The following is a 25139-nucleotide window of genomic DNA, read 5'->3' on the forward strand; positions in this document are numbered from 1 at the left end:
TTAGGGTTCCTAATACATTATGGCAGTCACTTCAGCCCGTATACTGCCTTGATTTTCAAAAATAACTAATTTTAAGAATGCTGTGCAATACAAACCTTGTCAAGTACAGTGGTTTTCTCTTACAACTTCCTAACAATTCTACCAATAAATCCATACATCCTAAAAAATGGCTTTTAGCTTGCTATTAAATGCATTCCAGCCATTTACCATTCGCTCCCATACCGAACGGTCATTTGCCTCTTCAGGCTCTTCAACAGCTTCTTGCAACTCACTTTGGCTAAACATGAGCAAACCAGCTGCTGTTGCATACATCGAACGACGTAATGCTGCCTGATGTTGATCATCAGCATAAACCTGTAACGGCGGATTACCCAAATGGGCAGATACCCCCAACATACGGCGAGCCAAACTCACCATACCTTCGATTTGACAAGCATCCCCTGTCAACACTACACCATGGTATAAACCATGAATTGCACCGCTGTTTTCGAGTTCATCGCGAATCTGGCTAAAGATCTCTTCATAGCGGGCAATAATAATTTCTGACAACTCAATTCGACTAATAGTTTGAGGGCCATCAATTCCTTCTACCTGAATCATGTGATCTGGCTTAACAGCACTTAAATCGACACAACCATATAGAATTTTAATACGCTCAGCTTCTTCTGTTGTAGTTTGCAATACAGCAGCAATATCACGCGTAACGTGCTCACCACCGCGTTGCAATGTACGTGCCAGAGCCAAACGTCCATCTAAATAAACTGCAAGATTGGTAATGCCTGCGCCAATATCGACTAGACAAACACCATACTCTTTTTCATCTTTAAGCAAGCTTGCCTCAGCGGTTGCCAGACAAGATACCACCATTTTTTCAACCCCGATATTTGCACCTTTCATAGCGCGATCAAGGTTTTGCATAGTCGCAATCGGCATCATCATTAACTGATAATGTCCGGTCATACTATGGGCAGTCATGTTAATTGGATTCTGCACCCATTCAGCAGAATCACCCAATTCAAAGCCTAACGGCACTGCACTTGCTAAATAGTAATCAGAAGTCACATGACTTGCTTTTGCCAATTCTAACGCGCGCACGACTTCATTTGTTGTAATAACATGTGCTGGATTAGCAACTGGTGTGCGGCCAGAGGCATAAAAACTTTGCAACTCGGTACTCGGAATCGATACCCATGCGCTATGAATGCGACATTCGGCCATATTTTCCGCTTCAGCGACAGCATTTTTAATCGCAGCGATAACTTTATCGAGGCTTACGATTTTTCCTTTATTCATGCCACGATTGCGAGCAGTTGCCATACCGATAACTTGAATGTTATCCGGCGCATGAATTTTTCCAATCAAAACTGAAACTTTATGCGTCCCAATGTCAATCGCAACAACTGAGGGAACAGCTTCATTCATCACTCATACCATTTCTTTGTTGTTTAATACCAGGCAAATTGCCTATTTTAAAGCCACGTATTATGGCTTTGCTTTTGTTCCACCTGCAATGCTTGTGTCATCAATCGTTACAACAAACTGACCATTCACAATTTTAGGTGGTGTTGCGTTCTTCCATTGAATAGATAATCCATTACGATATCGCAAATCAATGGCTGAGATTTTCGACCACACCGGTTTTAAGTCAGATTGTGCCAGATGGCTTAAACGTTGCAACTTATTCATTGTTTGATCTTGGTCAACAATAATTCGTAAACCTGAGTCAAACTGCATAAACCAAGTCATTCGCTCCGTCAGATATAACTCTTTTAGACGCAAATTGGCAGGGTGGAATAATTGATTGATTTCATTATAGCGTCGCATCATCATTTTCGACTGGCTTACCGGACCATGGAGTAACGGAAGCTCAGGATGAATAGTCGGCTCTGCCTCACTGAATACATCGCCTCCATCGCTTAACAAGCGACCTGTTCCCCAACGGGCGATGGCATGTCGAGGCATGACACGAACACGAATACCATTGGGCCAAGCACGAGAAACGACAACTCGGTCTACCCACGAAATTTCTAATGTTTTATCTCGAATCTGTTCTAAATCAGATGTGAAATAATTCGCTTTTATAATTGGAGCAACATGCTGCATCACTTGTTGGGTTTCAACTGAAGACGTCGACCCCACAACCTCTAGCTTTGCAACTGTTGCATCTGTAATAACTTTATATAGCCCATAAATTCCGACTGCCAGCACTACAAAAGCAATAACCAACAGCACCCATCCACCAGCATTTGCAAGCTTCTGCTTACGTGTAGGTGGTTTATCATGAATAGAGGTGATGGCCGCACGTTTACGGCGCATGGAAGCCGGAAGTTGTGCCATATTTAAGCCGTACCTTCCAATGTTTGCTCAAGAATGGCAACACACAATTCATCAAAACTATAGCCAACAGCTTTCGCAGCTTTTGGAACTAAAGAGTGGCTGGTCATACCTGGCACAGTGTTTACTTCTAAAAGCCAGAAATTACCCTGCTCATCCTGCATCGCATCAATACGGCCCCAGCTTTCTGCACCAACTGCCTGAAAAGCACGTAAGCACAATGCTTGTAGGTTCTTCTCTTCTGTCTCACTTAGACCGCAAGGAATACCATACTCTACATCATTACGTTGATATTTCGCTTCGTAGTCGTAGAAAGCAACATCTGCTGGTGGCTGTAAACGAATAACCGGTAAAGGCTGACCATTTAGGAATGAGATTGTGAATTCACGACCTGTGATCCACTTTTCTGCCATCACAACAGCATCGTGCTGAGTCGCCTTCTCAATTGCAGCTGCAAAATCTTCTGCTTTCTCAACCTTACTCATGCCGACACTTGAGCCTTCATGTACAGGTTTGATAATGACAGGTAAGCCTAACTCAGCAATCACCGCATCTAAATCTGTTTCTTTAGTAATAATGCGATATGGCGCTGTAGGTAAATCACTACCTTGCCAGATTTGCTTGGTTTTGACTTTATCCATGCCAATCGCAGAACCTTGCACACCAGTTCCTGTATAAGGCAGATTCAACCATTCAAGCACGCCTTGAATCTGGCCATCTTCACCACCACGACCATGCAATACAATAAATGCACGATCATAATTTACAAGTTCAGTCACACTGCGGTCTTGCGGATCAAATGCTTCAGCCTGAACACCTGAACGCAATAAAGCATCCAGAACTGCCTGACCACTATCTAAAGACACAGCACGCTCAGCCGATTTCCCACCAAATAGCACGGCAACTTTGCCGAATTTTGTAGCATTTGACACGTTTAAATCCTTAACCCGATAATTCAATATTTTTGTTTATTTCACATACAAATGGTGTTGTGCAAGTTCTACAGAAATTGCTCCCACGTTACCCGCACCTTGCGTTAATAACAAGTCATTTGGTTGTAACACATTTTGCATGATGTTTTGCAAATTACCTTCAACCGGATCAACCAAAATCGGTTCAACCTGTCCACGTAAACGAATACTACGCGCTAGAGTACGGCTGTCTGCACCTACAATAGGCTTTTCACCGGCAGGATAAACTTCCAATAATAATAATTGATCGACCTGAGAAAGCACTTCAATAAAGTCGTCAAAACAATCGCGGGTACGAGAGTAACGGTGTGGCTGGAACAACATCACCAAACGACGATCTGGATGGCTCTGACGAGCAGCTTTAATAGTTGCTTCTACTTCTTTCGGATGGTGTCCATAGTCATCAACTAACTTAACGTTACCATCGGCAAGTTCGAATTCGCCTTGTACTTGGAAGCGACGACCAACACCACTAAATCCTGCTAAAGCACGGCTAATTGCGTCATCAGAAACACCTTCATCAGTCGCAACACCAATAGCAGCCAAAGCATTCAAAATATTATGCATGCCTGGTTGATTAATTGTTAAACGTAGCGGCTCACGACCTTTACGTAACACGGTGAAGTGTGAACGCATGCCATCTTGTTCAACATCAATTGCGCGAATGTCGTTGTCTTCGTTAAAACCATAGGTAATGACTGGACGGCCTACACGCGGCATAATTTCACGAATGTTAGCGTCATCACCACAAACAACAGCCAAACCATAAAATGGTAAGTTATGAAGGAACTGTACAAACGTATCTTTTAATTTATCAAAACTACCTTCATAGGTGTCCATATGGTCAGCATCGATATTCGTTACAATCGCTGCCATTGGTTGCAAATAAAGGAAAGATGCATCTGATTCATCGGCTTCAGCTACGATGAAACGGCTTTCACCTAATGCAGCATTTACGCCTGTACTATTAAGTAAACCACCAATAACATAAGTTGGATCAAGGTTTTCTTCAGCTAACATAGTCGTTAAAAGACTTGTGGTTGTCGTTTTACCATGTGTACCAGCTACAGCAATACCATGACGGTAACGCATAAGCTCACCTAGCATCTCTGCGCGGCGTACGATTGGAGTACGTTGCTCAATCGCTGCTTTAATTTCCGGATTTTCTGGATCAATCGCTGTTGAAACTACAAGCACATTGGCATTTTTAATATTTTCCGCTTGATGGCCAATATAAACCTTGATGCCATTTTGCTCTAATTGTTCTGTAGTTTTAGATGCTTTAATGTCTGAACCGGAAATTTTATAACCTTGGTTACCCAATACCTCTGCAATGCCACACATCCCAGCACCGCCGATCCCCACAAAATGAATGTGTTTGATACGGCGCATTTCAGGCACTTTAATCAGTTTTTTTGCTTGGTTCGCAGCTGTTGATGGAGACATAGTAAATCCGATTACATTTTTTGGATAAGATCAACCACATGCTGAGTCGCATTTGGTTGGGCATGTTGACGCGCTTTCACTGCCATTTCTGTAAGTAACTGGCGGTTCATCAGCGAAGTGAACAATTCATTTAGAACATCTGGTGTCATAGTCGATTGCTGACAAATTTTTGCAGCACCGAAATCCGCCAGAAATTTGGCATTTGCAGTTTGATGGTCATCAACTGCTATAGGAAGTGGCACAAAAACTGCGGCCACACCTGCTGTTGCAACTTCTGTTACCGTGAGTGCTCCAGCTCGGCAAATAATTAAATCTGCCTCACTATAAGCCTTTGCCATATCTTCAATAAACGGCAAAACGTGTACGGTTAAATTAGCTGGAGCATCTGCATAGAGTGCTTGAGTTGCCTCAACTTGTTGTTGACCGCACTGGTGAAAAATATTAAGTGGAACTTGTAATTGTTTTAATGCTGGAGGTAAGCGTTCATTAAGTGCTTTTGCACCTAAAGAACCACCAACAATTAGAATATTTAGAGGCTGCCCTGCTTGCGCACGCTCATCATAACGCCACTTTGGGCTTAAAATATCTGTGATTTCATGACGAACAGGATTTCCTGTTGTAACGACTTTTCCACCAGCAGGAAATGTATTTGGAAATGCTTCACACACGACTTTAGCAACACGAGACAACTGCGCATTGGTAAAACCAGCAACCGCATTTTGTTCGTGAATAAGTACAGGAATACCTAACAAACGCGCTGCCAAACCACCTGGGCCTGCAACATAACCGCCAAAGCCTGCAACTGCATCAACTTTAAGCTGTTTCATATAACGCATTGCGCTTAAAGTAGCTTTTAAAATTTTAAAAGGTGCGGCAATTTTACGGACTAATCCATTGCCACGAACACCTTGAATATCAATTTGATATATTGGAATATTTTGATCTTTTAATAATCGGTTTTCCATACCTGTTGGCGTGGCTAACCATGAAACCTGACAACCTTGTTGTTGAAGTTTTTTGGCTACGGCGAGGGCTGGAAAAACATGTCCACCTGTACCGGCAGCCATCATCATGACATGTTTAGGTTTGCTTTGCTGTGAATCGGTCACGGTCTAATTCTTCAACTCAAAAAACAATGGAAATTGTCATCTATTTTTGTAGCCGTTTATTTTAATCCTAAAGCTTCATTAACGAAAAGCTAATTTCACTCGTTTATAACAGAAAGATGTGCTTTTTTGAAAATATGCCTACAAAGCTGTGGTGTATTTAGTATTGTTATTTTATTAATTCATATATTTTCAGGTGATTTCCCATAAATACCGCGGAAAACCACCTGAAATAACTAATTAAGCTGAACGACCAGCTTCTAATACATCAAATAGATCATCTGCAATTGATGTACCAAATTGAGCATCAATTTCACGAATACAGGTTGGGCTAGTGACATTAATTTCAGTGACATAATTACCAATTACATCTAAGCCTACAAAAATCAAACCTTTTTCGCGTAAGAAAGGGCCAATTTTAGCTGCAATCAGCTTATCGTTTTCAGTAAGCGGACGCGCTTGGCCTAAACCACCTGCCGCCAAGTTACCGCGCACTTCACCATTTTGTGGAATACGGGCTAGACAGTAAGGAATAGGTTCGCCATTCACCATTAAAATACGCTTATCCCCTTCTACAATTTCAGGAATATAGCGCTGAGCCATAATTGGACGATTGCCTAGCTCTGTCAGCATTTCTAAGGTAGAACCAATGTTTACACCATCTTGGTATAAACGGAAAATCCCCATACCGCCCATACCATCAAGCGGCTTAACAATCACATCACCATGTTCTTTAATAAATTCACGAATTAAACTTTGCTGTGATGTCACAAGTGTAGGTACTTGTAGCTCTGGAAATTGCGTTGCAAAAAGTTTTTCGTTGCAATCACGCAATGATTGAGGCTTATTAATAATCCATGAACCTTCACGCTCAGCTTGCTCAAGCACGTAAGTCGTGTAGACAAAATTCATGTCAAATGGCGGATCTTTACGCATGAGTACTACATCATAAGCTGCGATAGATTCTTTTTTCTTTTCGCCAAGCTCATAGTAATGATTGTAATCTTCAAAGACTTTTAACGGTGAAATTAGACCGTAAGCCTTACCTTGATCGATATATAAATCTTGCTGTAATGCATAACCTAATTCATGTCCACGACGGCTCGCCGCCCACAACATTGCCATGGTTGAATCCTTTTTAAGGTTTACGGTTTCAATCGGATCCATGACGACAAGTACACGCATGCTCAAGCTCTTCTTAAAATTTAAATTAACATGAGTATAGCTGAGATTTTTCACTGGTTTTTCTTAATTTCAGTAAAACCTTATCTGTTATTTCTTGATCTGGAATTTAAGTAAATTCAGTTAAACTATGAGCATAAAATATTATTTTTAAAGGCTAAACATGAAACTTTATCGCTATTTAACTGGTCCTGATGACTCTGCTTTTTGTGCAAGAGTGACTAAAGCACTGAATCATGGTTGGGAATTATATGAAGCGCCAACCATGACCTTTAATGGCACGCATGTCATTGTTGGACAAGCAATTTGCAAAACAATTGACGAGAATTATGATCCAGAAATGGATATTTTAGATGTCCTCAAAAATAACGCGTAATTCCAGAAGGGTGCTTTTAATCGACAAAAGCCCCTCTCCAAAACTCAATTAACAAGAAAAACTAATGAGTTAATTCACATAGTTTGCTTAATTTACTCATTACATTCCTAAAAAATAGTTATTAAAAAATAAATATGTCATTTTTTAAGGTAATAGTTCTTTTATTCTAAACAATTAAATGATTATAATTATCATTTATACTTTTATTTTTGTTAATTGATTTTATTTTTATGTTAAGAATTTCTATACCATCTCCCCAAATTAAGCGTCTTTTCCCGCTGAGCTTACTCAGTCTAATGATCTTGAATATTCAAGGTGCCTACGCAGAAGACTTGATTGACTCGTCATCGAAAGTGGCAGCTACCATGCCCACCATAAAAATTGAGGCCATGAGTGAACTCGACCCAATTAAAAGTTATATCGACTATGACAAGGCCAATGTCACACGCAATGGTTTAGACAAAAAAGATATTCCTCAAACCGTTGATACCATTGATGTACAGAAATATAAAATTTATGGATCAAATGATTTAAGCGTTATGCTGCAAGGCACCCCTGGCGTATCAACCAGTTATGATATGCGCGGTGATGGGATCACGATTCGTGGTTTTGGTGCTGATACAGGTGATATTTACCGCGATGGCATACGTGAAAGCGGACAAGTACGTCGTAGTACAGCAAATATCGAACGTATTGAAATTTTAAAAGGCCCCGCCTCTGTTTTATATGGCCGTAGTGCTGGCGGCGGTGTTGTGAATATGGTGAGTAAGTTCGCCAATTTTGTCTCTAAAAGTTCAGTTGGTGCGTACGCTGGTTCATATGATAACTACGGAACAACGGCTGACATCAACCAAGTACTTAATGACAATCTAGCAGTACGTTTAACTGGAGAATATGGCGAGTCAGGCAGCTTCCGCTCTGGCATTGAAAATAAGATTGAAATGTTTTCACCAAGTTTCACTTATAAAAATGACGATGGAACACTCACTTGGACCACGCAATATACCTATGACAAATTAGGTCGTGTACCTGATCGTGGTCCATCACATGACATTCTGCCTGCGGGAACTTCAATTAAAATGGGATTTGCCCAAGAGGGCGATTATATTGATGATATTTTGCAAGTTGTGCGTACCGATGTGAATTATCAATATGCGCCTGATTGGAACTTCCACTGGGCAGCAAGTTATCGACAAGCAGAACAGAACTTTGATCACTTTTACTTTGGAACGTATTGTGGGTTAGATGGAAAAAACTCAAAGGATGAGTCTTGTACTAAAAAAGGTTACATCGACCAAATTTACTACTGGCAACAAACCAGCAATAAGACCACCACCAATACATTTGATATTAAGGGCAAGTTCAAAACAGGCCAACTTGAACATCAAATCATGATGGGTACAGACTGGACTTATGAACAGCGAGAGCCACGTTTAGCCAATAAAACTCAAAATGGGTCAGCCATTTATGGTTACGTTAATCCAATCACTGGTGAACGAGAGTACAGCCGTGGCAATGGCCCATTAAAAATTAGTCAGCATAACTATAATGAAGGCACCACTTACGGCATATTTATTCAGGATTTAATTGGTCTAAATGACCAACTTAAACTGATGATGGGTGTCCGCTACGACTACTTCGATTTTTCAACCACCAACAAGTTAACTAATGAACACCGTAACGTAAAAGATGGTAGCTTTAGCCCAAATGTTGGTTTGGTATGGCAACCGCTTCCTGAACATAGTTTTTACACGTCTTACTCTAAGAGCTTTGCACCATTTGGCGGACAAATGGGTGTTAACCAAGTCACTGGAAGCACTGATGTCGAAAAAATGGATAAAGAACCTCAATATAACGAGCAATACGAAATTGGGGTAAAAAGTGAATGGTTAGATAGTCGTTTAAATACTCAATTTTCTGTCTTTGATATTCGTAAAAATAATATCCGCTATAAACCAAAGCCTAATGAAGAACCAGAAGTATGGGCAACTGCTGGTCAGCATCAATCTCGTGGTCTTGAATTTAGTTTTATTGGCCGCGTACTTGATAATGTCTTTGTCCGTGGTGGTTATGGCTACACAGATGCAAAAGTAAAAGAAGAGAAACAAAAACCTGAACAAGAAGGTAACTATTTAGCAAATACATCTAAAAACACGGGTAATTTATTTGTTCGTTATTTACCAACCGAGCAGTGGTATACCGAGGTGGGTGTAACGTATGTAGGTTCGTATTATCCAAATCTTAATAATCAAGTAAAAATGGAAGGCTTTAACCGTGTCGATGCCGCGATTGGTTATAGTGCTAACCCATGGAACGTCACACTTGCGGTGAATAATCTAACCAATAAAGAGTACTGGCGTTCAGATAGCATGCCAGGCACACCACGTAATGTGCTATTGCGTTTGAATTATCAGTTTTAAATAAAAATATTAAAAAGGCATACCCTATTTAGAGGTATGCCTTTTTATTTTTAGATACCGTATTTTTCGCGATAAGCTTGCATATTTGCTAGGGCTTCTGTTTCGCAATTGGTGATGACTAAACAAGGTCAACAAGACAAATTGGGCATGACGTGGGATGTAAAAGATTTTAAATAAATAAAATTATAGGATTTCGCATAAGGTCCCATTATATTAAATGGAAAACTTACTCCGTTGAGTTTTCACAGTTCAGTAACATACATTTTCCATCAATTTTACTAACTAAGCTTATAGGTTTAGATGTTTCTCCATCATCAAAAGATAGCTCAACTAATAAATTTTGATCCTCGAAAGATTCTAATTCTTTAATTAATTGTTTGATACTTTTGCCCTGTATTATCCACTCTGGCTGTTTAGTCATATTATTCCCATCAATTAAATATTTCTAAAATTAACATAAGACAGCTTATACAAAATACTTTAAATTTTCATTTTAACATCAAAATCTTAGTCTAATCCGTTCTAGGTTTCAGCGCATTGGAACAGTTTTTTTATGATTGTTCACGCTCCACCACCATTATTTAACCAACTCAATAATTTGATTAAATTATAAAAAAAGGAAGCCATCGCTTCCTTTTTTAAATTATTAAAAATTAGATTCCATACTTTTCGCGATAAGCTTGCATATTTGCTAGCGCTTCTTTTTCACCTTTCGCTTCTAAATAATCCATTAAATCTTTCATGGTAATTAGGGCATGCACAGGAATTTCTAATTCTTTTTGAACTTCTTGAATTGCTGAAAGCTCACCTTGACCACGTTCTTGACGATCTAATGCCACCAAAACACCCGCAATAGTTGCACCAGCATTTTTCAAAATCGTTACCACTTCACGAATAGCAGTACCTGCGGTAATTACGTCATCAATAATCCAGACTTTTTTACCTTCAACCGCAGCACCAACTAATACACCGCCTTCACCATGATCTTTCGCTTCTTTACGATTAAAGCCCCATGGCACACTTTTGTTATGGACTTGCGACAAAGCAACAGCAGTCGCTGCTACAAACGGAATCCCTTTGTAAGCTGGTCCAAAAATCACATCAACATTTTCACATTGTGTTAATTTATCGGCATAGCCTTGCGCTAAAAGAGATAAAGCTTCACCATCGTTGAGTAGGCCTGCATTAAAAAAATAAGGACTCACGCGTCCAGATTTTAAAGTAAACTCACCAAATTTAAGCACACCGCGTGATAATGCGAGTTCGATAAATGCTTGCGGGTGAAATGACACAGGCGTTGTCATGAGGTGCTCCAAATTCACAATTGAGGTTAAACTTTCGCATGATACCAAAGGATCAGTATCCAAGTGATGTAAAAATTCTTCGAGTCGTTTCCATTAACGTAAATGGCTTACGTTCTTCAGTAACGAAAGGCTTACTTGAATGGTTAGAACAATCAGATGCCGATGTCGTATGCATGCAGGAAAGCCGCATTACCCATGAACAATGGACTGAAAAATTTAGACCCGAAGGATGGCATACCCATCTCTTTCCAGCAGAGCGTGCAGGTTATGCGGGGACTGCGATATATAGCCGCCTACCCTTCGTCTCGATTAAAGATGGTTTAGGGTTTGAGCTGGCTGACAGTCAAGGCCGCTTTATTTCTGCGGAATTCGATTTAGGTTTGTCACATCCGGTACATATTGCCTCATTATACTTACCTTCAGGCTCAAGTGGTGAAGAAGCGCAAGCACGTAAAGATTTATTTTTAGGTGAATACGCAAAAATCTTGAAACAATGGCGTGATGAAAATAAGTCAGTCATCATTTGTGGTGACTACAACATTGTTCATAAACGTATTGATATTAAAAACTGGTCGGGTAACCAAAAATCATCTGGTTGTTTACCCCATGAGCGTGCATGGCTTGACCATATTTACGATGAACTTGGCTATGTTGATACATTCCGTATCGTTCGCCCAGAAGCAGAACTTTATTCATGGTGGTCAAATCGCGGCCAAGCTCGTGCAAAAAATGTAGGGTGGCGTATTGACTATCATGCATGCTCACCAGACTGGAAAGCACGCACAACCAACGCTTGGGTCTTTAAAGATCAATGGTTTAGCGATCATGCACCAGTAATTATCGACTATAAAATTCAAGAGTAAGTGAACGAGTGTTCACTTGCATTGTCGTTTTCGCTTACAGCATATGTCGTTTTTGAGTATTTTTCTTACACAGCTTTAACGGCATTATAGCCCCACGGCACAAGGACGCAGTCAGGATGACGCAAAAGGATAGGACGCCGTAGGAAGATAAAATAAACTTATGATAAGTTTATTTGCAAGGATGTGACATTGGACGTTGAAATGAGACCCGCATGATCAGGATGATTAAATGCGGGTTTTCTCTTTTTTAGTCTCTTATTTTTTGCGCTAAGTTCTTTTAGTTTTAACTTCTTCTTATTAAGCTCATTATTACCTTGTCTTATGACAATAACATGACATTTCTTTTTCGATTAATCATTAATTTTCATTTGTTTTAAAAGTATGGGTATAAAGTAGTGCTTAAAAGCTTTTTGGGTTAGGCTGTGTGCTCTCTCTTTTTGACATGGTCCGATAAAATGTTAAAAATTTATGGAATTAAAAACTGTAATTCAATGAAAAAAGCATTTGATGCTTTGCAAGCTAAAGGTTTGAGCTACGATTTTCATGATTATAAAAAACAAGGCATTGATGCAGATACTCTAAAGATCTGGTTAAAAGAAATTGGGCAAGATACAGTTCTCAATAAAAAAGGAACGACTTGGCGCAAGCTTTCAGAAGAAGAACAAAATCGTGCTTTAAGCAGTGAAGATAACCTTATTGAAGCACTCATTGCTCAACCAAGTTTAATTAAAAGACCAGTTTTACAAACCTCACAAGGTTTCATTGTAGGTTTTGATGAATCTACCTATCAAAACATCCAAGCATAAAAAAACGAGCCATACGGCTCGTTTTTTTATTAAAACTTTTAGTTAGCGCGAATCCATGTTTGGTTACGACCAAGTGCAGAAACGCCAATATAACCACGTAGTTTAAGCTTTTTACCGCCATCAGTTAACTCACCTTTCAGTTTGTAAGTTTTACCTGATTTTGGGTCTAAAATCGTACCGTTTTCATAACTGTTACCACCTACATTTTTTAAATTATGTACAATGGTGACACCTTTAAGTGGTTTGTTTTTATACGGACCTTCACATTTTGTACAAGCGTTTTCTTCGCCTGGTGTCAAAATGTTTTGAATGGTTGCAGTTAAGGTTCCGTCCTTCTGTTCCGTAAATTTCACTACGGCTTTTGGCTTGTTGGTCTGATCATCAATCGTTTTCCATACCGTTCCATTGAGTGAATCAGCCGCATTGGCAAATGCAGCCATACCAATGAGTCCTAAAGCTAAAGCAATTTTTTTCATTTTTGTAATATCCTTGGGTCTTTCAAGATTTTTAGTATTCAGAAGTCGCAAAGATATTGCAATTTTTGAATGTGACTGTTTCGTGTAACCTTGTAATCTTGCAAAATAAAATTTACAAGAAAACAAGAAACTAGCATAAAAATGGATGCTCTATGAATATATCAAATGTTTGGAAATATTATTTTACAGAAACTTTTCTTAAAACAACAATTCGCAAGCCAAGTCAGTTAAATTTGCCGGCTACCGCCTTACGTCCCGTTCTAGATCAGATGTGTCGTGCTTTCCCACGACAAAAAAATGTTTCTGTACGCCCAATTCGGTTAGCAGGCATTAAAGGTGAAGAAATCAAACCACAAGATTCTGCCACTCAGCTGATTTTTCACATTCACGGCGGCGCTTTTTTTCTTGGCAGTGTCAAAACACACCATGCTTTCATGACGGATTTAGCTGCCCGTACCCAAATGCAGATTATTCATGTGGACTATCCACTTGCACCAGAGCATCCTTATCCTGAGGCAACTGAAGCTCTATATGACATCTATCAATCTTTAGTAGTACAAGGTGTTCAGCCTAAAGATATTATTTTGTCAGGTGATTCATGCGGAGCAAATTTAGCGCTAGCACTTTGCTTACGTTTAAAAGAACAACCTGAGCTCATGCCAAGTGGTCTGATTTTGCTATCTCCTTTTTTGGATTTAACACTCACGAGTGAGTCGCTCAGATTTAATAAAAAACATGATGCCTTACTCTCTATTGAAGCGCTGCAAACAGGAACTCAGTACTATATAGGCAATCATATTGCAGCTGATGACCCACGTGTTTCGCCTATTTTCGATGACTTGCATGGCCTACCGCCTACTTTAGTTCAAGTCGGGTCTAAAGAAATCTTATTAGACGATGCCAAACGTTTTAGAGAAAAAGCTGAAGATGCTGGTGTTAAAGTTCAATTCAAACTTTATACAGGCATGTGGCATAACTTCCAGATGTTTAATGCATGGTTTGATGAGGCAAAACAAGCATTGGCAGATATTGCTGAATTTGCTCACGAACTTGATAAAACTTAATTTATCTATAAATGATGTGGAGAGTGAACAAAACTTTTCGCATCATTTTCTTTATAAAAAGTCATCATCTATAAAATGAAAATCATGTTATGTTTAAAAAATAAATTATTTAAACAATCCAATTTTAGGATGGTCCAATAAAGAGGCATCTATATTTAGGAGCCCTTACATATTATGAAAAGTCGTTTAATCACTCATCCCATACATAGAATAAAACAGGTGATAATCGATTTCATTCACCATAATCACATCATTAACTGGACGCCGCTACAAAAAAGCGCACTGATGCTGACACTTGCCGGTGCAATGAATTTCAGTTGGATTTTATGGAAAGGCTATATTCTCATTACCCCAAGTGTCTGGCAATGGGCTCATTTACCTTTGGTTGAATCACAGATTTGGCTTAATTTATTTACCTTATTTTTATTAATTATTTTAATTATTCCCTGTTATCGCTACAAAAATGATGAATGGGCTCAAAGAGTTATTCCTTTCATTAGCGTTCAGTTCTTTGCACTCATGCTATGTCACGATGGATATTTAATTGGCAGTATTAGCCCAGCCACTATGGTCGGTTATGTCGGCACTATTGGGGTAGGTCTGGTGTTATTCGACCGAAAAATCGTTTATAGCGCCCTTGTACCTGCAACAATTATTTTAACGGTATGTACGTATTTAGGCATGATAGGTACTTTGCCTTATGCCCCTCTATTTAATTTTGATGCCATGGACCATGCTCAAACCAATTCATTTTGGTTGGGAAGTATGGCTTTTTTTATTATGCCGATCTTACTGGCTTGTTTTATTTTATTTGAAATATTACTTACACAATGGCGTCAGCGGGAAACCTACATTCAACGTTTAAGTCAAATTGATCCATTAACTAATGTATTAAATAGGCGTAGTTTAAATACGTATTTAGAGTCCTTACATCAACAGCAATTTGATTATGCAGTGGTACTTCTCGATATCGATCATTTTAAAAAAATTAATGATATATACGGGCATCACCAGGGTGATCAAGTCTTAATTGAAATTGCTCAATGTCTTTCTGAGAACTTGCGTAACGAGGATATTATTGGTCGATTTGGTGGAGAGGAGTTTATTTTATTACTCCCCCACACCGATATTATTCAAGCAGAGAAAATTGCTGAGCGTTGTCGTCTTGCTCTGCAAGAACTACCTGTTTGTAGCGCTCAAAACAATCCTATTCATATTAGTGCAAGTTTTGGAATCAGCAGTTCAGCTTTTGCAGAAGATCCTTATCTTGTTATTCGACAGGCTGACCAAGCACTTTACGCTGTAAAAGCTTCAGGACGTAATCAGGTACGTACATTTCATCAGAATGAAGCTGCTAATACACTATGATTCTTTTAGTTTTGCCAAACTCGCAAGTTGCTGTAAAAGCTCTTGCTGACTAAAAGCACCAGTTAAACGTAAAGCACGAATCTCTTTTTGCTCTGGGTTTAAAAATAAGTAGGTCGGTGGTCCTAAAATATTCCATTGTTTGAGTAACGCTTCATGCGACTGATCATAGTGACTCAAATCAAGCTTAATTAAATAATAAGGTGCGAGAGCAGACTGAACCTCAGGTGCTTTTAAAATACGGTGCTCAATCGGTTGGCAAGCAACACACCAATCTGCATATACATCAACCACAATAGCCCGATCAGTAGGCGCTGCTGCTAAAATCTTTTGGAAGTCTGCCGCGCTAGTCGCAACATGCCACTCGGTCATGTGGTCAGAACTTTGCAAAGTTCGATTTTGAATATGTTGATATTGATTATAGGCTACAAAAGGGGTAACGATTAATAATAAGATCGCATAGAGCCACTGTAGCTGCCCTTTTTTCCAGAAAAACTGATAAACAGCATAGGCTATAAAAGAGAGACCTAGCACTAGACTAAGTACTTGCATCCCCCAATCTGGCAATAAAGGACGAATAAAGTAGAGACTTAAACCCAACATCAGAAAAGCAAAAATTACTTTAATCTGATGCATCCAATCTCCCGCTTTAGGTAAGAATTTTGCACCTAAAATGCTCGCAAGCAATAAGGGAATTCCCATTCCAAAACCTAAACAGAATAAAAGCAAAGCGCCTTGCCATTGGTTTTGTGTTTGAGAAATAAATAATAAAGTTCCAGCGAGAGGTGCAGTCATACAAGGGCCGACCAAAAGTGCAGAAACCACACCCATGACTCCAGCACCGACTAAAGTGCCGCCTTGTTGCATTGACTGAATACGATCAAGTCGGTTTAACCATGTTTGCGGTAAACGAATTTCAAACAAGCCAAATAGGTTCAGAGCAAATACGATAAACAACAAACTAAAAGCAATTAAAGTCGCAGGCTGTTGTAACCAGCGCTGGAAATTTAAGCCTGCTGAAGAAGCAATTAAACCCAAGCCTGCATAGACCAATGCCATGCTACACACAAAAGTAAGTGCAATGGTCCAAGCCTTTAAACCTTTATGTTCTCGAATAATCAGCGAAGTTAAAATAGGCAACATCGGTAAAGAACATGGTGTAAATGCGAGCAACATGCCTAAACCGAGAAATAACAAAACCCCATACCAAAGTGAGTGTTCAATTAGCTTAGCAGACCAAATCTGATCTTGCGCAATTTGTGGCGTGGCTGGATCAATTACTGCCTCTGTGCCCTGCTCTTTTTCTAAAAGTTTTGAATCTGAGGAAGTGTCGGATTGAGTATTTGCCAAATCGAGCAATCGTTTTGGTGCTGTTCCTGCTTGGTTTTGTACACCGACCAAGCCATCTGCATCAGTTTGAAATTCAATAGTTTGTGGCGGATAACAAATACGATCTTTGGCACAGCCCTGCCAAGTCACACTATAGTGCTCTGAAGGTTTTGTTTTAATTTTGAAATTAACTTGATGGTAGTAAACCTGACTTTGCCCATAATTTTCATCATATTGGGCAATTGCTTTAGGTAACTTTAAAGCTAAAGGTTGAGTACCTTGTTGTACGGTAAATTTATGCTGATATAGATAGTAATTTGGCTGAATCTGCCAAGATAAACTCGCAGTATGCGGCTCAGAAGATTCAACCGAAAATGAAAAAGCTTGTTCGGGCGAGAGCAGCTTATCTTGTGCGGAAACCAACTGGCTAAACACACAAACAGCAACGGTTAGAAAATAAAGAATTCCCTGATGAATAAGCTTTTTCATTAACATAAATTTAAATTGCTTCGATTAGAACAAGAACGCCACGCCTAAGCCACCATTGTAGCTCTTGTCTTGACCCTCTAAATCGACCCCGATACTTGCGTCAAGCTGAGTACGATTATTTACAGCGTAGACTAAACCTGTACCTAAACCGTATTCATAGTCTTGGCTTTCAGCTTTACGGTAAATGAATTCAGAATATCCAGAAAGTTTACCGGCAATCTTATAATTGATTGCTGGAATTGCAGTCACAGCCCAGTCACTATTTTGCACTTCGTAACGCATAGTAATTGAGGTATCAATCAAGTCATTATATTTATAAGCTACTGCTGAGCTTAGGCTATAAATATCATCATGCGCAGTAAATTCATCATTACCAGTTGCAATGACAGCTTGAGCTAACACAGCCATTGATAAGTTTTCATCATCTAGATCAATTGCTTTTTTCAAACCGATGCTTACATCACCAAAGCCTGAATTGTCAGTTTTTTTACCAACACGTTTGGTTTGAGTCCATGCTGGACCTTGCCAACCTAATTGTAACTCTAAGCCATCAGCCAAACCTGTACGGAATAGCATATCTTCACTTACAGTTACGGTCTTTTCTTTAACGCCATCAACAGTCGACTCTGTATAAGTCGCGCTAGGTAAACCCTGTTCCCAAGCTAACTTACCCACTGGTGTAATACCTGTTCCGAAGCCTGCTCCAGGACGGTCAAAGGAAAATTCTGCTGCGAAAGTACTTCCAGCAGCAACAGTTGTAAGGGCAAAAGTTAAAATTTGTACTATTTTCATTTTAATGTCCAATCAAGTAGTTAATTCTTTTGTCATTTTAGCCCCATGACGGCGCAATAATTCTAATGTTTCACGCTCTTCTTCAAGTGATTCTGACCAATCTATTTCATCAAAATCACAATCAAAGAACAACTGACTGATTGAAGATAAAACGGTGAGTCCTTCTTCATCACGTGAGTTTGGATCAACTTTTTCATCGAGTAAACGTTGAACAGCTGGAGCACATGCCGAGCTTGCTGCATCCCATAATGGACCATAAAACTCTTCTGCATCCCAAAGGTGTACATTTGCTTTGGCTTGAATTAGGGCTTCAAGAATATCGAGATAAACTTGTAACGCTTGTTGCTTCTCTTCTTTTGATAATGGTGTACCTGCTTCATAAGCTTCCGATACATTTTCCCACCATTTAAAAATTCCGTCACAGATAATTGATACAGGTGGCCCTTGCTCTGGATCAATAAAGTTCGGATCAAGTCCGTCAGCAAGTAATTTCTGCACTTGCGCGAGTTCTAATTCTTCTATGGCTTTAATTAAAGCTTGCTGCTGGGTGGTTAACATGACCATCTCTCAAAAATATATTAGGGCTATTATGCCTAATCTCTTCTCCAGATTTTAGAGGTTGATTGCATCGCATTGCAAACCTAATGTTGTGAATAGTTTTATTTTCATCAAATATAAAAAAAGCCCCGAAGGGCTTTTTAGCATTTTCAATTAAACTTCATCATCAATGAATTCTGGTTGCCCACCTCTCGGGTGTTCTTTTTTCTCAAAAGTATGTTCGAGGCTACGTTTTAATTTTTCAATCGCGCCATGAATCGAGGCGTCAATATTTCCTGCTTTATGATGTACTGCAACCGGTTTCAAACCTGAAGGACGCGCTTCAATCATACAGTGGATATCTTTGTCACCACCTTTGTCCCCATTTTCATCACTAAAATGAACCGAAAAATGCGTAATACGTTCGCTATGACGTTGGAATTCTTGAGTAAGTTCTGCACGTACATAAGTAATTAAACGTTCGCTGTTATGGATGTTTTTATCTGTGCGGATTTCAATATTCATAAATACCATCCTCTCTTTCTTACTGTGGATCTTTTCTATGCAAAACTTTTTTATGTTGGCATGTTTTAAGCATGCATGAACTGACTTCAATTGTACATTTTGATGGTGTAATGGTTTGTTATCTCCTGACTTAAACGTACTGGTTTTAATTTATTTTGAAGATCTTCATATCTTCAATATCAGTCCATCTATAAAAATATGCAAGCTGATTTTTTAAATTTTTATGAAAAATTGAACAAAAGGAGAGCAATCGTGACCAAATCTTATCTATCTGGAGCCGAACTCATTGAGCAAATTCAAAAGTCTCCTTATTCACGTGATTTGATCGGTTATCACGGACAGCCTCCACAGGTTAAATGGCCTAACAATGCCAAGATTACAGTGCAATTTGTTCTTAATTATGAAGAAGGTGGCGAAAAACATATTGAGCACGGCGATGAAGGCTCAGAACAGTTTTTATCGGAGATTATTGGGGCTGCAAGTTACCCAGCGAAACATATGTCGATGGACTCGATGTACGAATATGGTTCACGTGCTGGTTTTTGGCGCATTCATAATGAGTTCCAAAAGCGCAAACTTCCAATGACCATTTTTGGAGTTGCAATGGCACTCGTTCGCAATCCTTATATTGTAGAAGCGATTAAGCAAGCTGATTATGATGTGGTTTCTCATGGTTACCGCTGGCTTCACTATCAAGATACTGATATTGAGTTAGAAAAACAGCATATAGAACAAGCTTTATCTGTTTTAGAAAACTTGTTTGGAAATAAAGTGATCGGTTGGTACACTGGACGTGATAGCCCTAATACACGTCAATTACTTGCAGAATTCCCACAAATTCAATACGACTCTGATTATTATGGCGATGATCTGCCTTTTTGGACGACTCTCACCAATGCTGCGGGTGCAACACGCCCTCATCTGATTATTCCGTATACTTTGGAATGTAACGATATGAAATTCTGCTCACCCGGTGGATTTAATAGTTCAGAACAATTTTTTCAATATTTAAAAGATAGTTTTGATGTGCTGTATGCAGAGGGAGAAAATGCACCAAAAATGATGTCGATTGGAATGCATTGCCGTATTTTAGGGCGCCCAGGTCGTTTTAAAGCACTACAAAAGTTTCTCGACTACATTCAAATGCACGATCGAGTCTGGATATGTAGTCGTCAAGACATTGCTGAACATTGGTATAAAAATCACATAACTAAATAATTGATTTTTAATTTTCCAAATTCATAAGCGAATCATGAACACCTCTTGGCACTGTTATTGCTAAAACTCTATATCACGACAACGAGTTTAGGAATAACAGTGTTTTTAGCCGAGTTTAATCAAGCCCCACCCGAACAACTTAAAACTTTGTTAAAAAACTGTGTCCACATTCCAGCATGGGCCGAGAAAATCACTTCAAGACGTCCCTATTCATCAAAAGCATCTCTTTTAGAGCATGCAGAAAATTTAAGTCAAATGTGGTCATGGCAAGACATTGAAACTGCTTTAGCAACCCATCCAAAAATTGGTGAACGACAAGCAAAAAAACAACTCAATGCAAAAGAGCAACATTTTTCAAATCAGGAACAAGCTGGCATTTCTTTAGATGAACAAACGCAACAAGCGCTGATACAAGGCAACCTTGATTATGAACAAAAGTTTGGCTTTATTTTTCTAATTAAAGCAGCGGGCCTCAGTAGCGATGAGATTTTAAAAAAGCTACGCGAACGTTTACAACATGACTTAGCTATCGAAAAAGTAATTGTACATGAGCAACTCTCAGCGATTGCTCTATTACGTCTATCTCAGGAAATACAAGCATGATCAGCACTCATATTTTAGATACGAATTTAGGCAAACCAGCTGCACACGTAGAAGTGAAGTTGTTTCATGCAGAAACCCACGAGCTGATTGCAACCGCAACCACTAATTCAGACGGTCGAGTGGCTGATTTTGGAATAACAGACTTTGCAAAAGGTGCTTATCAACTTGAATTTGAAATTGCACCTTATTTTTCATCTCAGCAAATTAAAACTTTTTTCCCACGTGTTTGTATTCAGTTTTTTGTAGAAGACGTCAATCAGCATTATCACATTCCATTACTGATCAGCCCGTTTGCTTACTCCACTTATCGCGGTAGTTAATTCAAATATAAATAGGAGAAAAATATGAATCATCAGCAAAAAAATACGATTTCTCCAGAGCATGAATATTTAGGAATTTCCAAAAGTTTTGCTTACGGCTTACAGCATGTGCTGACCATGTATGGTGGCATTGTAGCCCCGCCCTTAATTATTGGAACAGCAGCGGGCTTAAGCTCAGCACAAATCGGAATGCTCATTGCTGCTGCCCTATTTGTGGGGGGATTGGCAACACTGATTCAAACCATTGGAACCAAATATCTAGGTGCAAAATTACCTCTGGTACAGGGTGTGTCTTTTGCAGGTGTAGCCACCATGGTTGCTATTATCACTACAGGCGGTGGTTTGCCTGCTGTCTACGGCGCGGTCATTGCTGCATCTCTGATTGGACTATGCCTTGCGCCTTACTTCTCAAAAATTATTCGGTTTTTCCCACCCGTTGTGACTGGATGCGTCATTACGATTATTGGATTATCTTTGCTACCTGTTGCAATTCGCTGGATGATGGGTGGTAACAACAAAGCACCTGACTGGGGTAGCGTAGAAAATATCTCTTTGGCCCTGCTGACCTTAGGCATTGTGATTGTTTTAAATATGCTGCCGCAAGCAAGCATTCGTCGTTTATCAATTTTGTTGGCTATTGTTGTTGGTACTACTCTTGGCTACTTTATGGGTTTTGGTGATTTTAGTCAGGTGAGTTCAGGCGCATGGCTGCAATTTCCACACTTATTTGCATTTGGTTTACCAACTTTCGAGCTCAGTGCAATCTTGTCGATGCTAATCGTGACGTTAGTCATTATGACTGAAACCACAGCAGATATTATTGCAGTCGGAGATATTGTAGGAACTGAAGTCGATTCGAAACGAATCGCCAATGGCGTTCGTGCAGATATGTTTTCGAGTGCTTGTGCGCCTATCTTTGGTTCATTCATGCAAAGTGCTTTTGCTCAAAATGTTGGACTGGTTGCGATTACAGGCATAAAAAGCCGCTTTGTAGTCGCAGCAGGTGGTGTGATTCTGATTATTTTGGGCCTACTCCCTATTATGGGTCGTTTGATTGCCGCGATTCCAATGCCTGTACTTGGCGGTGCAGGTTTGGTCTTGTTTGGGTCGGTTGCAGCGAGTGGAATTCGCACTTTGGCAAAAATAGATTATAACGATCAGAAAAATTTGATTATTGTGGCAACTGCTTTATCAGCAGGGATGATTCCAATTATTAACCATGAGTTTTATGCCCATTTCCCAGTTTGGGTACAAACATTATTTCACTCAGGTATTAGTTCAACATGTATTTTTGCTATCCTGTTGAATTTATTATTTAATCATTTACCCTCATTTCGCAGTTCGCGTACACCACATTTAAGCCAAACAATAAACACAAGAAATACTCATTAAAGATTTACTTTTTAGCGCCCCACTTCGGTGGGCTTTTTTTTAACCGTTGATCAAATTTGGCTTCATTTTTGCTTAAGACCCTGTATCCTTAGCGTGCTTTATTTGGGGGGAGATCATTTAAATGCAATTAAAGCAACTTGCGGCGACTTGTGCCTTGTTATCTGCAACTGCCATGGTTCAGGCGAAACCAATCTGGCAAGATTTTAGCGTGACTGGACTTTATGGTGAAAACTATGAAGTTGTAGATGAGAAAGAAACCACGATTACTTTGGAATATGCAGCGAAAGTTAAATATGCTGACGTATTTTTCTTCTTAGACCGCATGCGTGGCGAAGATGACTATAAAAGCACTTATTTTGAGTTATCACCACGTTTAAGTTTAGGTGAAGTATCTGGTAAAAAACTGGCATATGGCCCAGTAAAAGATGTGTTGATTAGTACCACTTGGGAGAGTAACTCTCAAAACGGCAACAACTTCGACAACTTCCTTTATGGTTTCGCAGTTGATTTAGATATCCCATATTTCCAATATGCGAATTTAAACTTCTACCGTGCCAATAATGAGAAAACTGACGACGATTATCAAATGACATTCGTTTACGGCATTCCATTAAAATTAGGATCTGAAGATTTCTTGGTAGATGGTTTCCTTGACTGGTCAACTGCTGAAGATGACCATGCAAGCGAGTTGAACTGGACAACTCAATGGAAATGGAATGTAGGTAAACACATTTCTCCTGATACACGTTTATACCTAGGTATCGAGCACTCAGTGTGGAATAACAAATTTGGTATTAAAGGTGCCGACGAAAATAACGTGAGTGCATTGGTTAAATACCACTTCTAAAATTTTGATTTAGAAGCATAAAAACAGCAAGGAAAAATCCTTGCTGTTTTTGTTTTTAATCGAGTGGATTACCCACAATATTGCTAATAATCCCCTGCATAATATGTCCGCCTTGTTCACGGCGTAATTCTGCATACCAAGCTTGGGTAACAGCTTCATCTTTCATATGGGTCACATCACAACGTTTGCGCGCACGAAGTACCAATTCATTAGCGCGTTCATTACGTTTATTTTGATAGCGTCGTAAAGCATCGTCTAACCCCAAAGTATTAATTTGCAGAGAACGCGCTAAATAAATTGCGTCTTCCATCGCTTGGCAACCGCCTTGGCCAATATCAGGTGTCGTGCTGTGTGCAGCATCACCCAAAATCACCACACGACCTTTATAAAATTGAGTGAACGGTTCAATATCATGTATTTCGACCCGATTAGTTTTTTGTGGGTTTAAGCGTTCAATGAGCTGCTGTACTGGCAAACACCAATCAGCAAAATATTGTTTTAAAAGTTGTTTATATTCATCTCGGTTATTGTCTAAACCTGCTGGCAAAGGCACATCTAAAAAGAAATAGAACTTACCATCTGCAACTGGCATTAAAGAAGCTCGCTTGCCTTCACCCACATAAGTCGTCCATTGCTGAGCTGGGGCTAAATCTTCAGATATTTCAACCAAGCCATTCCAGTTCACATAACCCGCATAACGGCGCTGTACTTGTTGGCCCAAAACATAGGTCCGTGTAAGTGAGTGAGTACCGTCAGACCCAATTAATAGATCAGCCTGCGTTGAGCTGCCATCTGCAAAATGGACCTCAACAAAATCAGCTTTGTCTTCAAGGCTGACCATTTTTTTACCTAGATAAATCTGATCTCTGCCAAATTCATCCATGAGCATATTTTGTAAATCGGCACGTGCAACTGGATAAGGTCTTTGGCCTACCTCTTCAATTAATGGTAGTAAACTGAATTGTGTCATCACATCTCCAGTTAGACCATCTACATAGGCCAAATCATCCATTTGTCCACCAAGTTTGGCGATTTTGTCAGTTAATCCCAGATAGTTTAGACATTTCACACCATTCGACCACAGCGAAATTGCAGCGCCAACTGGAAGAATCTTTTCAGTTTGCTCAAAAATACGAACTTGGTGACCAAATTTTTTTAATGCAATGCCTGTGGTTAGACCTCCGATTCCCGCACCAATAATCACCACATTCATAACACGCTCCTATAGATATTCACCTATAGAGTGCTTATGCTAAAAACATGCCATCGTTCAAAATTTATTTAGCTTTTCCACAAAACTGGCATGCACCATGCTTATATATTTAAGTACAAAACTCGTCTCGGCACGCTCAGTGTGAGTGCAGTTTTAAATGA

Annotated in this window: 25 protein-coding genes; 11 read left to right on the forward strand and 14 right to left on the reverse strand. The window is 39.5% G+C overall.

All coding sequences use genetic code 11. The features are described 5' to 3' along the window. Window positions 1–159: 159 nt before the first annotated feature. The 6 genes from ftsA to gshB form a co-directional block, all read right to left on the reverse strand. On the reverse strand, window positions 160–1422 hold the full coding sequence (gene ftsA, locus ACT53H_RS12765) for a cell division protein FtsA (RefSeq protein ID WP_004790064.1): 1263 nt from the start codon (window positions 1420–1422) through the stop codon (window positions 160–162). Window positions 1423–1482: 60 nt separating this feature from the next. Further along, a complete protein-coding gene (locus ACT53H_RS12770) occupies window positions 1483–2337 on the reverse strand; it encodes a cell division protein FtsQ/DivIB (RefSeq protein WP_005300619.1) in 855 nt (284 codons plus the stop codon). A gap of 2 nt (window positions 2338–2339) precedes the next feature. Further along, window positions 2340–3266: a D-alanine--D-alanine ligase gene (locus ACT53H_RS12775; RefSeq protein WP_005300616.1), complete on the reverse strand. Its 927-nt coding sequence runs from the start codon at window positions 3264–3266 to the stop codon at window positions 2340–2342. Between the two features lie 36 nt (window positions 3267–3302). Continuing rightward, window positions 3303–4751 carry a UDP-N-acetylmuramate--L-alanine ligase gene (gene murC, locus ACT53H_RS12780; protein WP_003654096.1) on the reverse strand — a complete coding sequence of 483 codons (1449 nt, stop codon included), beginning with the start codon at window positions 4749–4751 and terminating at the stop codon, window positions 3303–3305. An 11-nt stretch (window positions 4752–4762) separates the two neighbouring features. Beyond that, window positions 4763–5860: an undecaprenyldiphospho-muramoylpentapeptide beta-N-acetylglucosaminyltransferase gene (gene murG, locus ACT53H_RS12785; RefSeq protein WP_005300613.1), complete on the reverse strand. Its 1098-nt coding sequence runs from the start codon at window positions 5858–5860 to the stop codon at window positions 4763–4765. Window positions 5861–6097: 237 nt separating this feature from the next. Continuing rightward, window positions 6098–7042, reverse strand: coding sequence for a glutathione synthase (gene gshB, locus ACT53H_RS12790; protein ID WP_151767064.1), 945 nt, complete (start codon window positions 7040–7042; stop codon window positions 6098–6100). A gap of 160 nt (window positions 7043–7202) precedes the next feature. Here gshB and ACT53H_RS12795 point away from each other — a divergent pair, with 160 nt between their 5' ends. Next, the gene (locus ACT53H_RS12795; protein ID WP_002122004.1) at window positions 7203–7415 is read left to right on the forward strand and encodes a DUF1737 domain-containing protein; all 213 of its coding nucleotides are present in this window, start codon (window positions 7203–7205) and stop codon (window positions 7413–7415) included. 230 nt (window positions 7416–7645) lie between these two features. Continuing rightward, on the forward strand, window positions 7646–9835 hold the full coding sequence (locus ACT53H_RS12800; RefSeq protein WP_476009337.1) for a TonB-dependent receptor: 2190 nt from the start codon (window positions 7646–7648) through the stop codon (window positions 9833–9835). Window positions 9836–10061: 226 nt separating this feature from the next. On the opposite strand, the gene ACT53H_RS12805 is transcribed toward ACT53H_RS12800, so the two are convergent. Beyond that, complete coding sequence (locus tag ACT53H_RS12805; protein ID WP_174728127.1) at window positions 10062–10256, reverse strand: hypothetical protein; 195 nt, start codon at window positions 10254–10256, stop codon at window positions 10062–10064. A 232-nt stretch (window positions 10257–10488) separates the two neighbouring features. Then, a complete protein-coding gene (gene pyrE, locus ACT53H_RS12810) occupies window positions 10489–11139 on the reverse strand; it encodes an orotate phosphoribosyltransferase (protein WP_000211305.1) in 651 nt (216 codons plus the stop codon). A gap of 38 nt (window positions 11140–11177) precedes the next feature. Between pyrE and ACT53H_RS12815 the strand changes: the two genes are divergently transcribed. Further along, window positions 11178–12002: an exodeoxyribonuclease III gene (locus ACT53H_RS12815; protein ID WP_312821281.1), complete on the forward strand. Its 825-nt coding sequence runs from the start codon at window positions 11178–11180 to the stop codon at window positions 12000–12002. Between the two features lie 455 nt (window positions 12003–12457). After that, the gene (locus ACT53H_RS12820; RefSeq protein WP_476009338.1) at window positions 12458–12808 is read left to right on the forward strand and encodes an arsenate reductase; all 351 of its coding nucleotides are present in this window, start codon (window positions 12458–12460) and stop codon (window positions 12806–12808) included. Between the two features lie 38 nt (window positions 12809–12846). On the opposite strand, the gene ACT53H_RS12825 is transcribed toward ACT53H_RS12820, so the two are convergent. Beyond that, entirely contained in the window at window positions 12847–13284 is a 438-nt protein-coding gene (locus ACT53H_RS12825) for a DUF2147 domain-containing protein (RefSeq protein WP_002121971.1), read from the reverse strand. A gap of 152 nt (window positions 13285–13436) precedes the next feature. On the opposite strand from ACT53H_RS12825, the gene ACT53H_RS12830 reads away from it, so the two are divergent. Further along, window positions 13437–14348 carry an alpha/beta hydrolase gene (locus tag ACT53H_RS12830; protein WP_013196589.1) on the forward strand — a complete coding sequence of 304 codons (912 nt, stop codon included), beginning with the start codon at window positions 13437–13439 and terminating at the stop codon, window positions 14346–14348. 174 nt (window positions 14349–14522) lie between these two features. Next, complete coding sequence (locus tag ACT53H_RS12835; RefSeq protein ID WP_476009339.1) at window positions 14523–15716, forward strand: GGDEF domain-containing protein; 1194 nt, start codon at window positions 14523–14525, stop codon at window positions 15714–15716. Here the strand turns inward: ACT53H_RS12835 and dsbD are convergent. The 4 genes from dsbD to ACT53H_RS12855 form a co-directional block, all read right to left on the reverse strand. Further along, entirely contained in the window at window positions 15711–17537 is a 1827-nt protein-coding gene (gene dsbD, locus ACT53H_RS12840) for a protein-disulfide reductase DsbD (RefSeq protein ID WP_476009340.1), read from the reverse strand. The genes ACT53H_RS12835 and dsbD overlap by 6 nt on opposite strands. A gap of 18 nt (window positions 17538–17555) precedes the next feature. Continuing rightward, the gene (locus tag ACT53H_RS12845; protein ID WP_004790091.1) at window positions 17556–18323 is read right to left on the reverse strand and encodes a transporter; all 768 of its coding nucleotides are present in this window, start codon (window positions 18321–18323) and stop codon (window positions 17556–17558) included. A 12-nt stretch (window positions 18324–18335) separates the two neighbouring features. Continuing rightward, window positions 18336–18881: an ankyrin repeat domain-containing protein gene (locus ACT53H_RS12850; protein WP_004790092.1), complete on the reverse strand. Its 546-nt coding sequence runs from the start codon at window positions 18879–18881 to the stop codon at window positions 18336–18338. Between the two features lie 153 nt (window positions 18882–19034). Then, complete coding sequence (locus tag ACT53H_RS12855; RefSeq protein ID WP_001019316.1) at window positions 19035–19385, reverse strand: HPF/RaiA family ribosome-associated protein; 351 nt, start codon at window positions 19383–19385, stop codon at window positions 19035–19037. Window positions 19386–19637: 252 nt separating this feature from the next. Here ACT53H_RS12855 and puuE point away from each other — a divergent pair, with 252 nt between their 5' ends. From puuE to ACT53H_RS12880, 5 genes are all read left to right on the forward strand, one after another. Further along, on the forward strand, window positions 19638–20603 hold the full coding sequence (gene puuE, locus ACT53H_RS12860; RefSeq protein WP_476009341.1) for an allantoinase PuuE: 966 nt from the start codon (window positions 19638–19640) through the stop codon (window positions 20601–20603). 99 nt (window positions 20604–20702) lie between these two features. Next, on the forward strand, window positions 20703–21206 hold the full coding sequence (gene uraD, locus ACT53H_RS12865) for a 2-oxo-4-hydroxy-4-carboxy-5-ureidoimidazoline decarboxylase (RefSeq protein ID WP_004790094.1): 504 nt from the start codon (window positions 20703–20705) through the stop codon (window positions 21204–21206). Further along, window positions 21203–21526, forward strand: coding sequence for a hydroxyisourate hydrolase (gene uraH, locus ACT53H_RS12870; protein WP_151963755.1), 324 nt, complete (start codon window positions 21203–21205; stop codon window positions 21524–21526). The genes uraD and uraH overlap by 4 nt, the downstream gene beginning before the upstream one ends. Before the next feature lie 24 nt (window positions 21527–21550). Next, complete coding sequence (locus tag ACT53H_RS12875; RefSeq protein WP_476009342.1) at window positions 21551–22918, forward strand: nucleobase:cation symporter-2 family protein; 1368 nt, start codon at window positions 21551–21553, stop codon at window positions 22916–22918. A 121-nt stretch (window positions 22919–23039) separates the two neighbouring features. Then, window positions 23040–23765 carry an outer membrane protein OmpK gene (locus ACT53H_RS12880; RefSeq protein ID WP_016142737.1) on the forward strand — a complete coding sequence of 242 codons (726 nt, stop codon included), beginning with the start codon at window positions 23040–23042 and terminating at the stop codon, window positions 23763–23765. A gap of 55 nt (window positions 23766–23820) precedes the next feature. Here ACT53H_RS12880 and hpxO read toward each other — a convergent pair whose 3' ends face one another. Then, window positions 23821–24978, reverse strand: a complete 1158-nt coding sequence (gene hpxO, locus ACT53H_RS12885) for an FAD-dependent urate hydroxylase HpxO (protein ID WP_476009343.1) — start codon at window positions 24976–24978, stop codon at window positions 23821–23823. Window positions 24979–25139 lie beyond the last annotated feature (161 nt).

It is taken from the genome of Acinetobacter sp. DMC2, assembly GCF_056314305.1.

Excerpts from the sequence above, each read along its gene's own strand:
- ACT53H_RS12880 (WP_016142737.1), top strand. The coding sequence starts at position 23,040 with ATGCAATTAAAGCAACTTGCGGCGACTTGTGCCTTGTTATCTGCAACT.
- ACT53H_RS12845 (WP_004790091.1), bottom strand. The coding sequence starts at position 18,323 with ATGAAAATAGTACAAATTTTAACTTTTGCCCTTACAACTGTTGCTGCT.
- ACT53H_RS12825 (WP_002121971.1), bottom strand. The coding sequence starts at position 13,284 with ATGAAAAAAATTGCTTTAGCTTTAGGACTCATTGGTATGGCTGCATTT.
- ACT53H_RS12770 (WP_005300619.1), bottom strand. The coding sequence starts at position 2,337 with ATGGCACAACTTCCGGCTTCCATGCGCCGTAAACGTGCGGCCATCACC.
- hpxO (WP_476009343.1), bottom strand. The coding sequence starts at position 24,978 with ATGAATGTGGTGATTATTGGTGCGGGAATCGGAGGTCTAACCACAGGC.
- pyrE (WP_000211305.1), bottom strand. The coding sequence starts at position 11,139 with ATGACAACGCCTGTGTCATTTCACCCGCAAGCATTTATCGAACTCGCA.
- ACT53H_RS12795 (WP_002122004.1), top strand. The coding sequence starts at position 7,203 with ATGAAACTTTATCGCTATTTAACTGGTCCTGATGACTCTGCTTTTTGT.
- gshB (WP_151767064.1), bottom strand. The coding sequence starts at position 7,042 with ATGCGTGTACTTGTCGTCATGGATCCGATTGAAACCGTAAACCTTAAA.
- ACT53H_RS12855 (WP_001019316.1), bottom strand. The coding sequence starts at position 19,385 with ATGAATATTGAAATCCGCACAGATAAAAACATCCATAACAGCGAACGT.
- ACT53H_RS12805 (WP_174728127.1), bottom strand. The coding sequence starts at position 10,256 with ATGACTAAACAGCCAGAGTGGATAATACAGGGCAAAAGTATCAAACAA.
- ACT53H_RS12835 (WP_476009339.1), top strand. The coding sequence starts at position 14,523 with ATGAAAAGTCGTTTAATCACTCATCCCATACATAGAATAAAACAGGTG.
- ACT53H_RS12830 (WP_013196589.1), top strand. The coding sequence starts at position 13,437 with ATGAATATATCAAATGTTTGGAAATATTATTTTACAGAAACTTTTCTT.
- ACT53H_RS12850 (WP_004790092.1), bottom strand. The coding sequence starts at position 18,881 with ATGTTAACCACCCAGCAGCAAGCTTTAATTAAAGCCATAGAAGAATTA.
- ACT53H_RS12820 (WP_476009338.1), top strand. The coding sequence starts at position 12,458 with ATGTTAAAAATTTATGGAATTAAAAACTGTAATTCAATGAAAAAAGCA.
- ACT53H_RS12875 (WP_476009342.1), top strand. The coding sequence starts at position 21,551 with ATGAATCATCAGCAAAAAAATACGATTTCTCCAGAGCATGAATATTTA.
- ACT53H_RS12800 (WP_476009337.1), top strand. The coding sequence starts at position 7,646 with ATGTTAAGAATTTCTATACCATCTCCCCAAATTAAGCGTCTTTTCCCG.
- uraH (WP_151963755.1), top strand. The coding sequence starts at position 21,203 with ATGATCAGCACTCATATTTTAGATACGAATTTAGGCAAACCAGCTGCA.
- dsbD (WP_476009340.1), bottom strand. The coding sequence starts at position 17,537 with ATGTTAATGAAAAAGCTTATTCATCAGGGAATTCTTTATTTTCTAACC.
- ACT53H_RS12815 (WP_312821281.1), top strand. The coding sequence starts at position 11,178 with ATGATACCAAAGGATCAGTATCCAAGTGATGTAAAAATTCTTCGAGTC.
- ftsA (WP_004790064.1), bottom strand. The coding sequence starts at position 1,422 with ATGAATGAAGCTGTTCCCTCAGTTGTTGCGATTGACATTGGGACGCAT.
- murC (WP_003654096.1), bottom strand. The coding sequence starts at position 4,751 with ATGTCTCCATCAACAGCTGCGAACCAAGCAAAAAAACTGATTAAAGTG.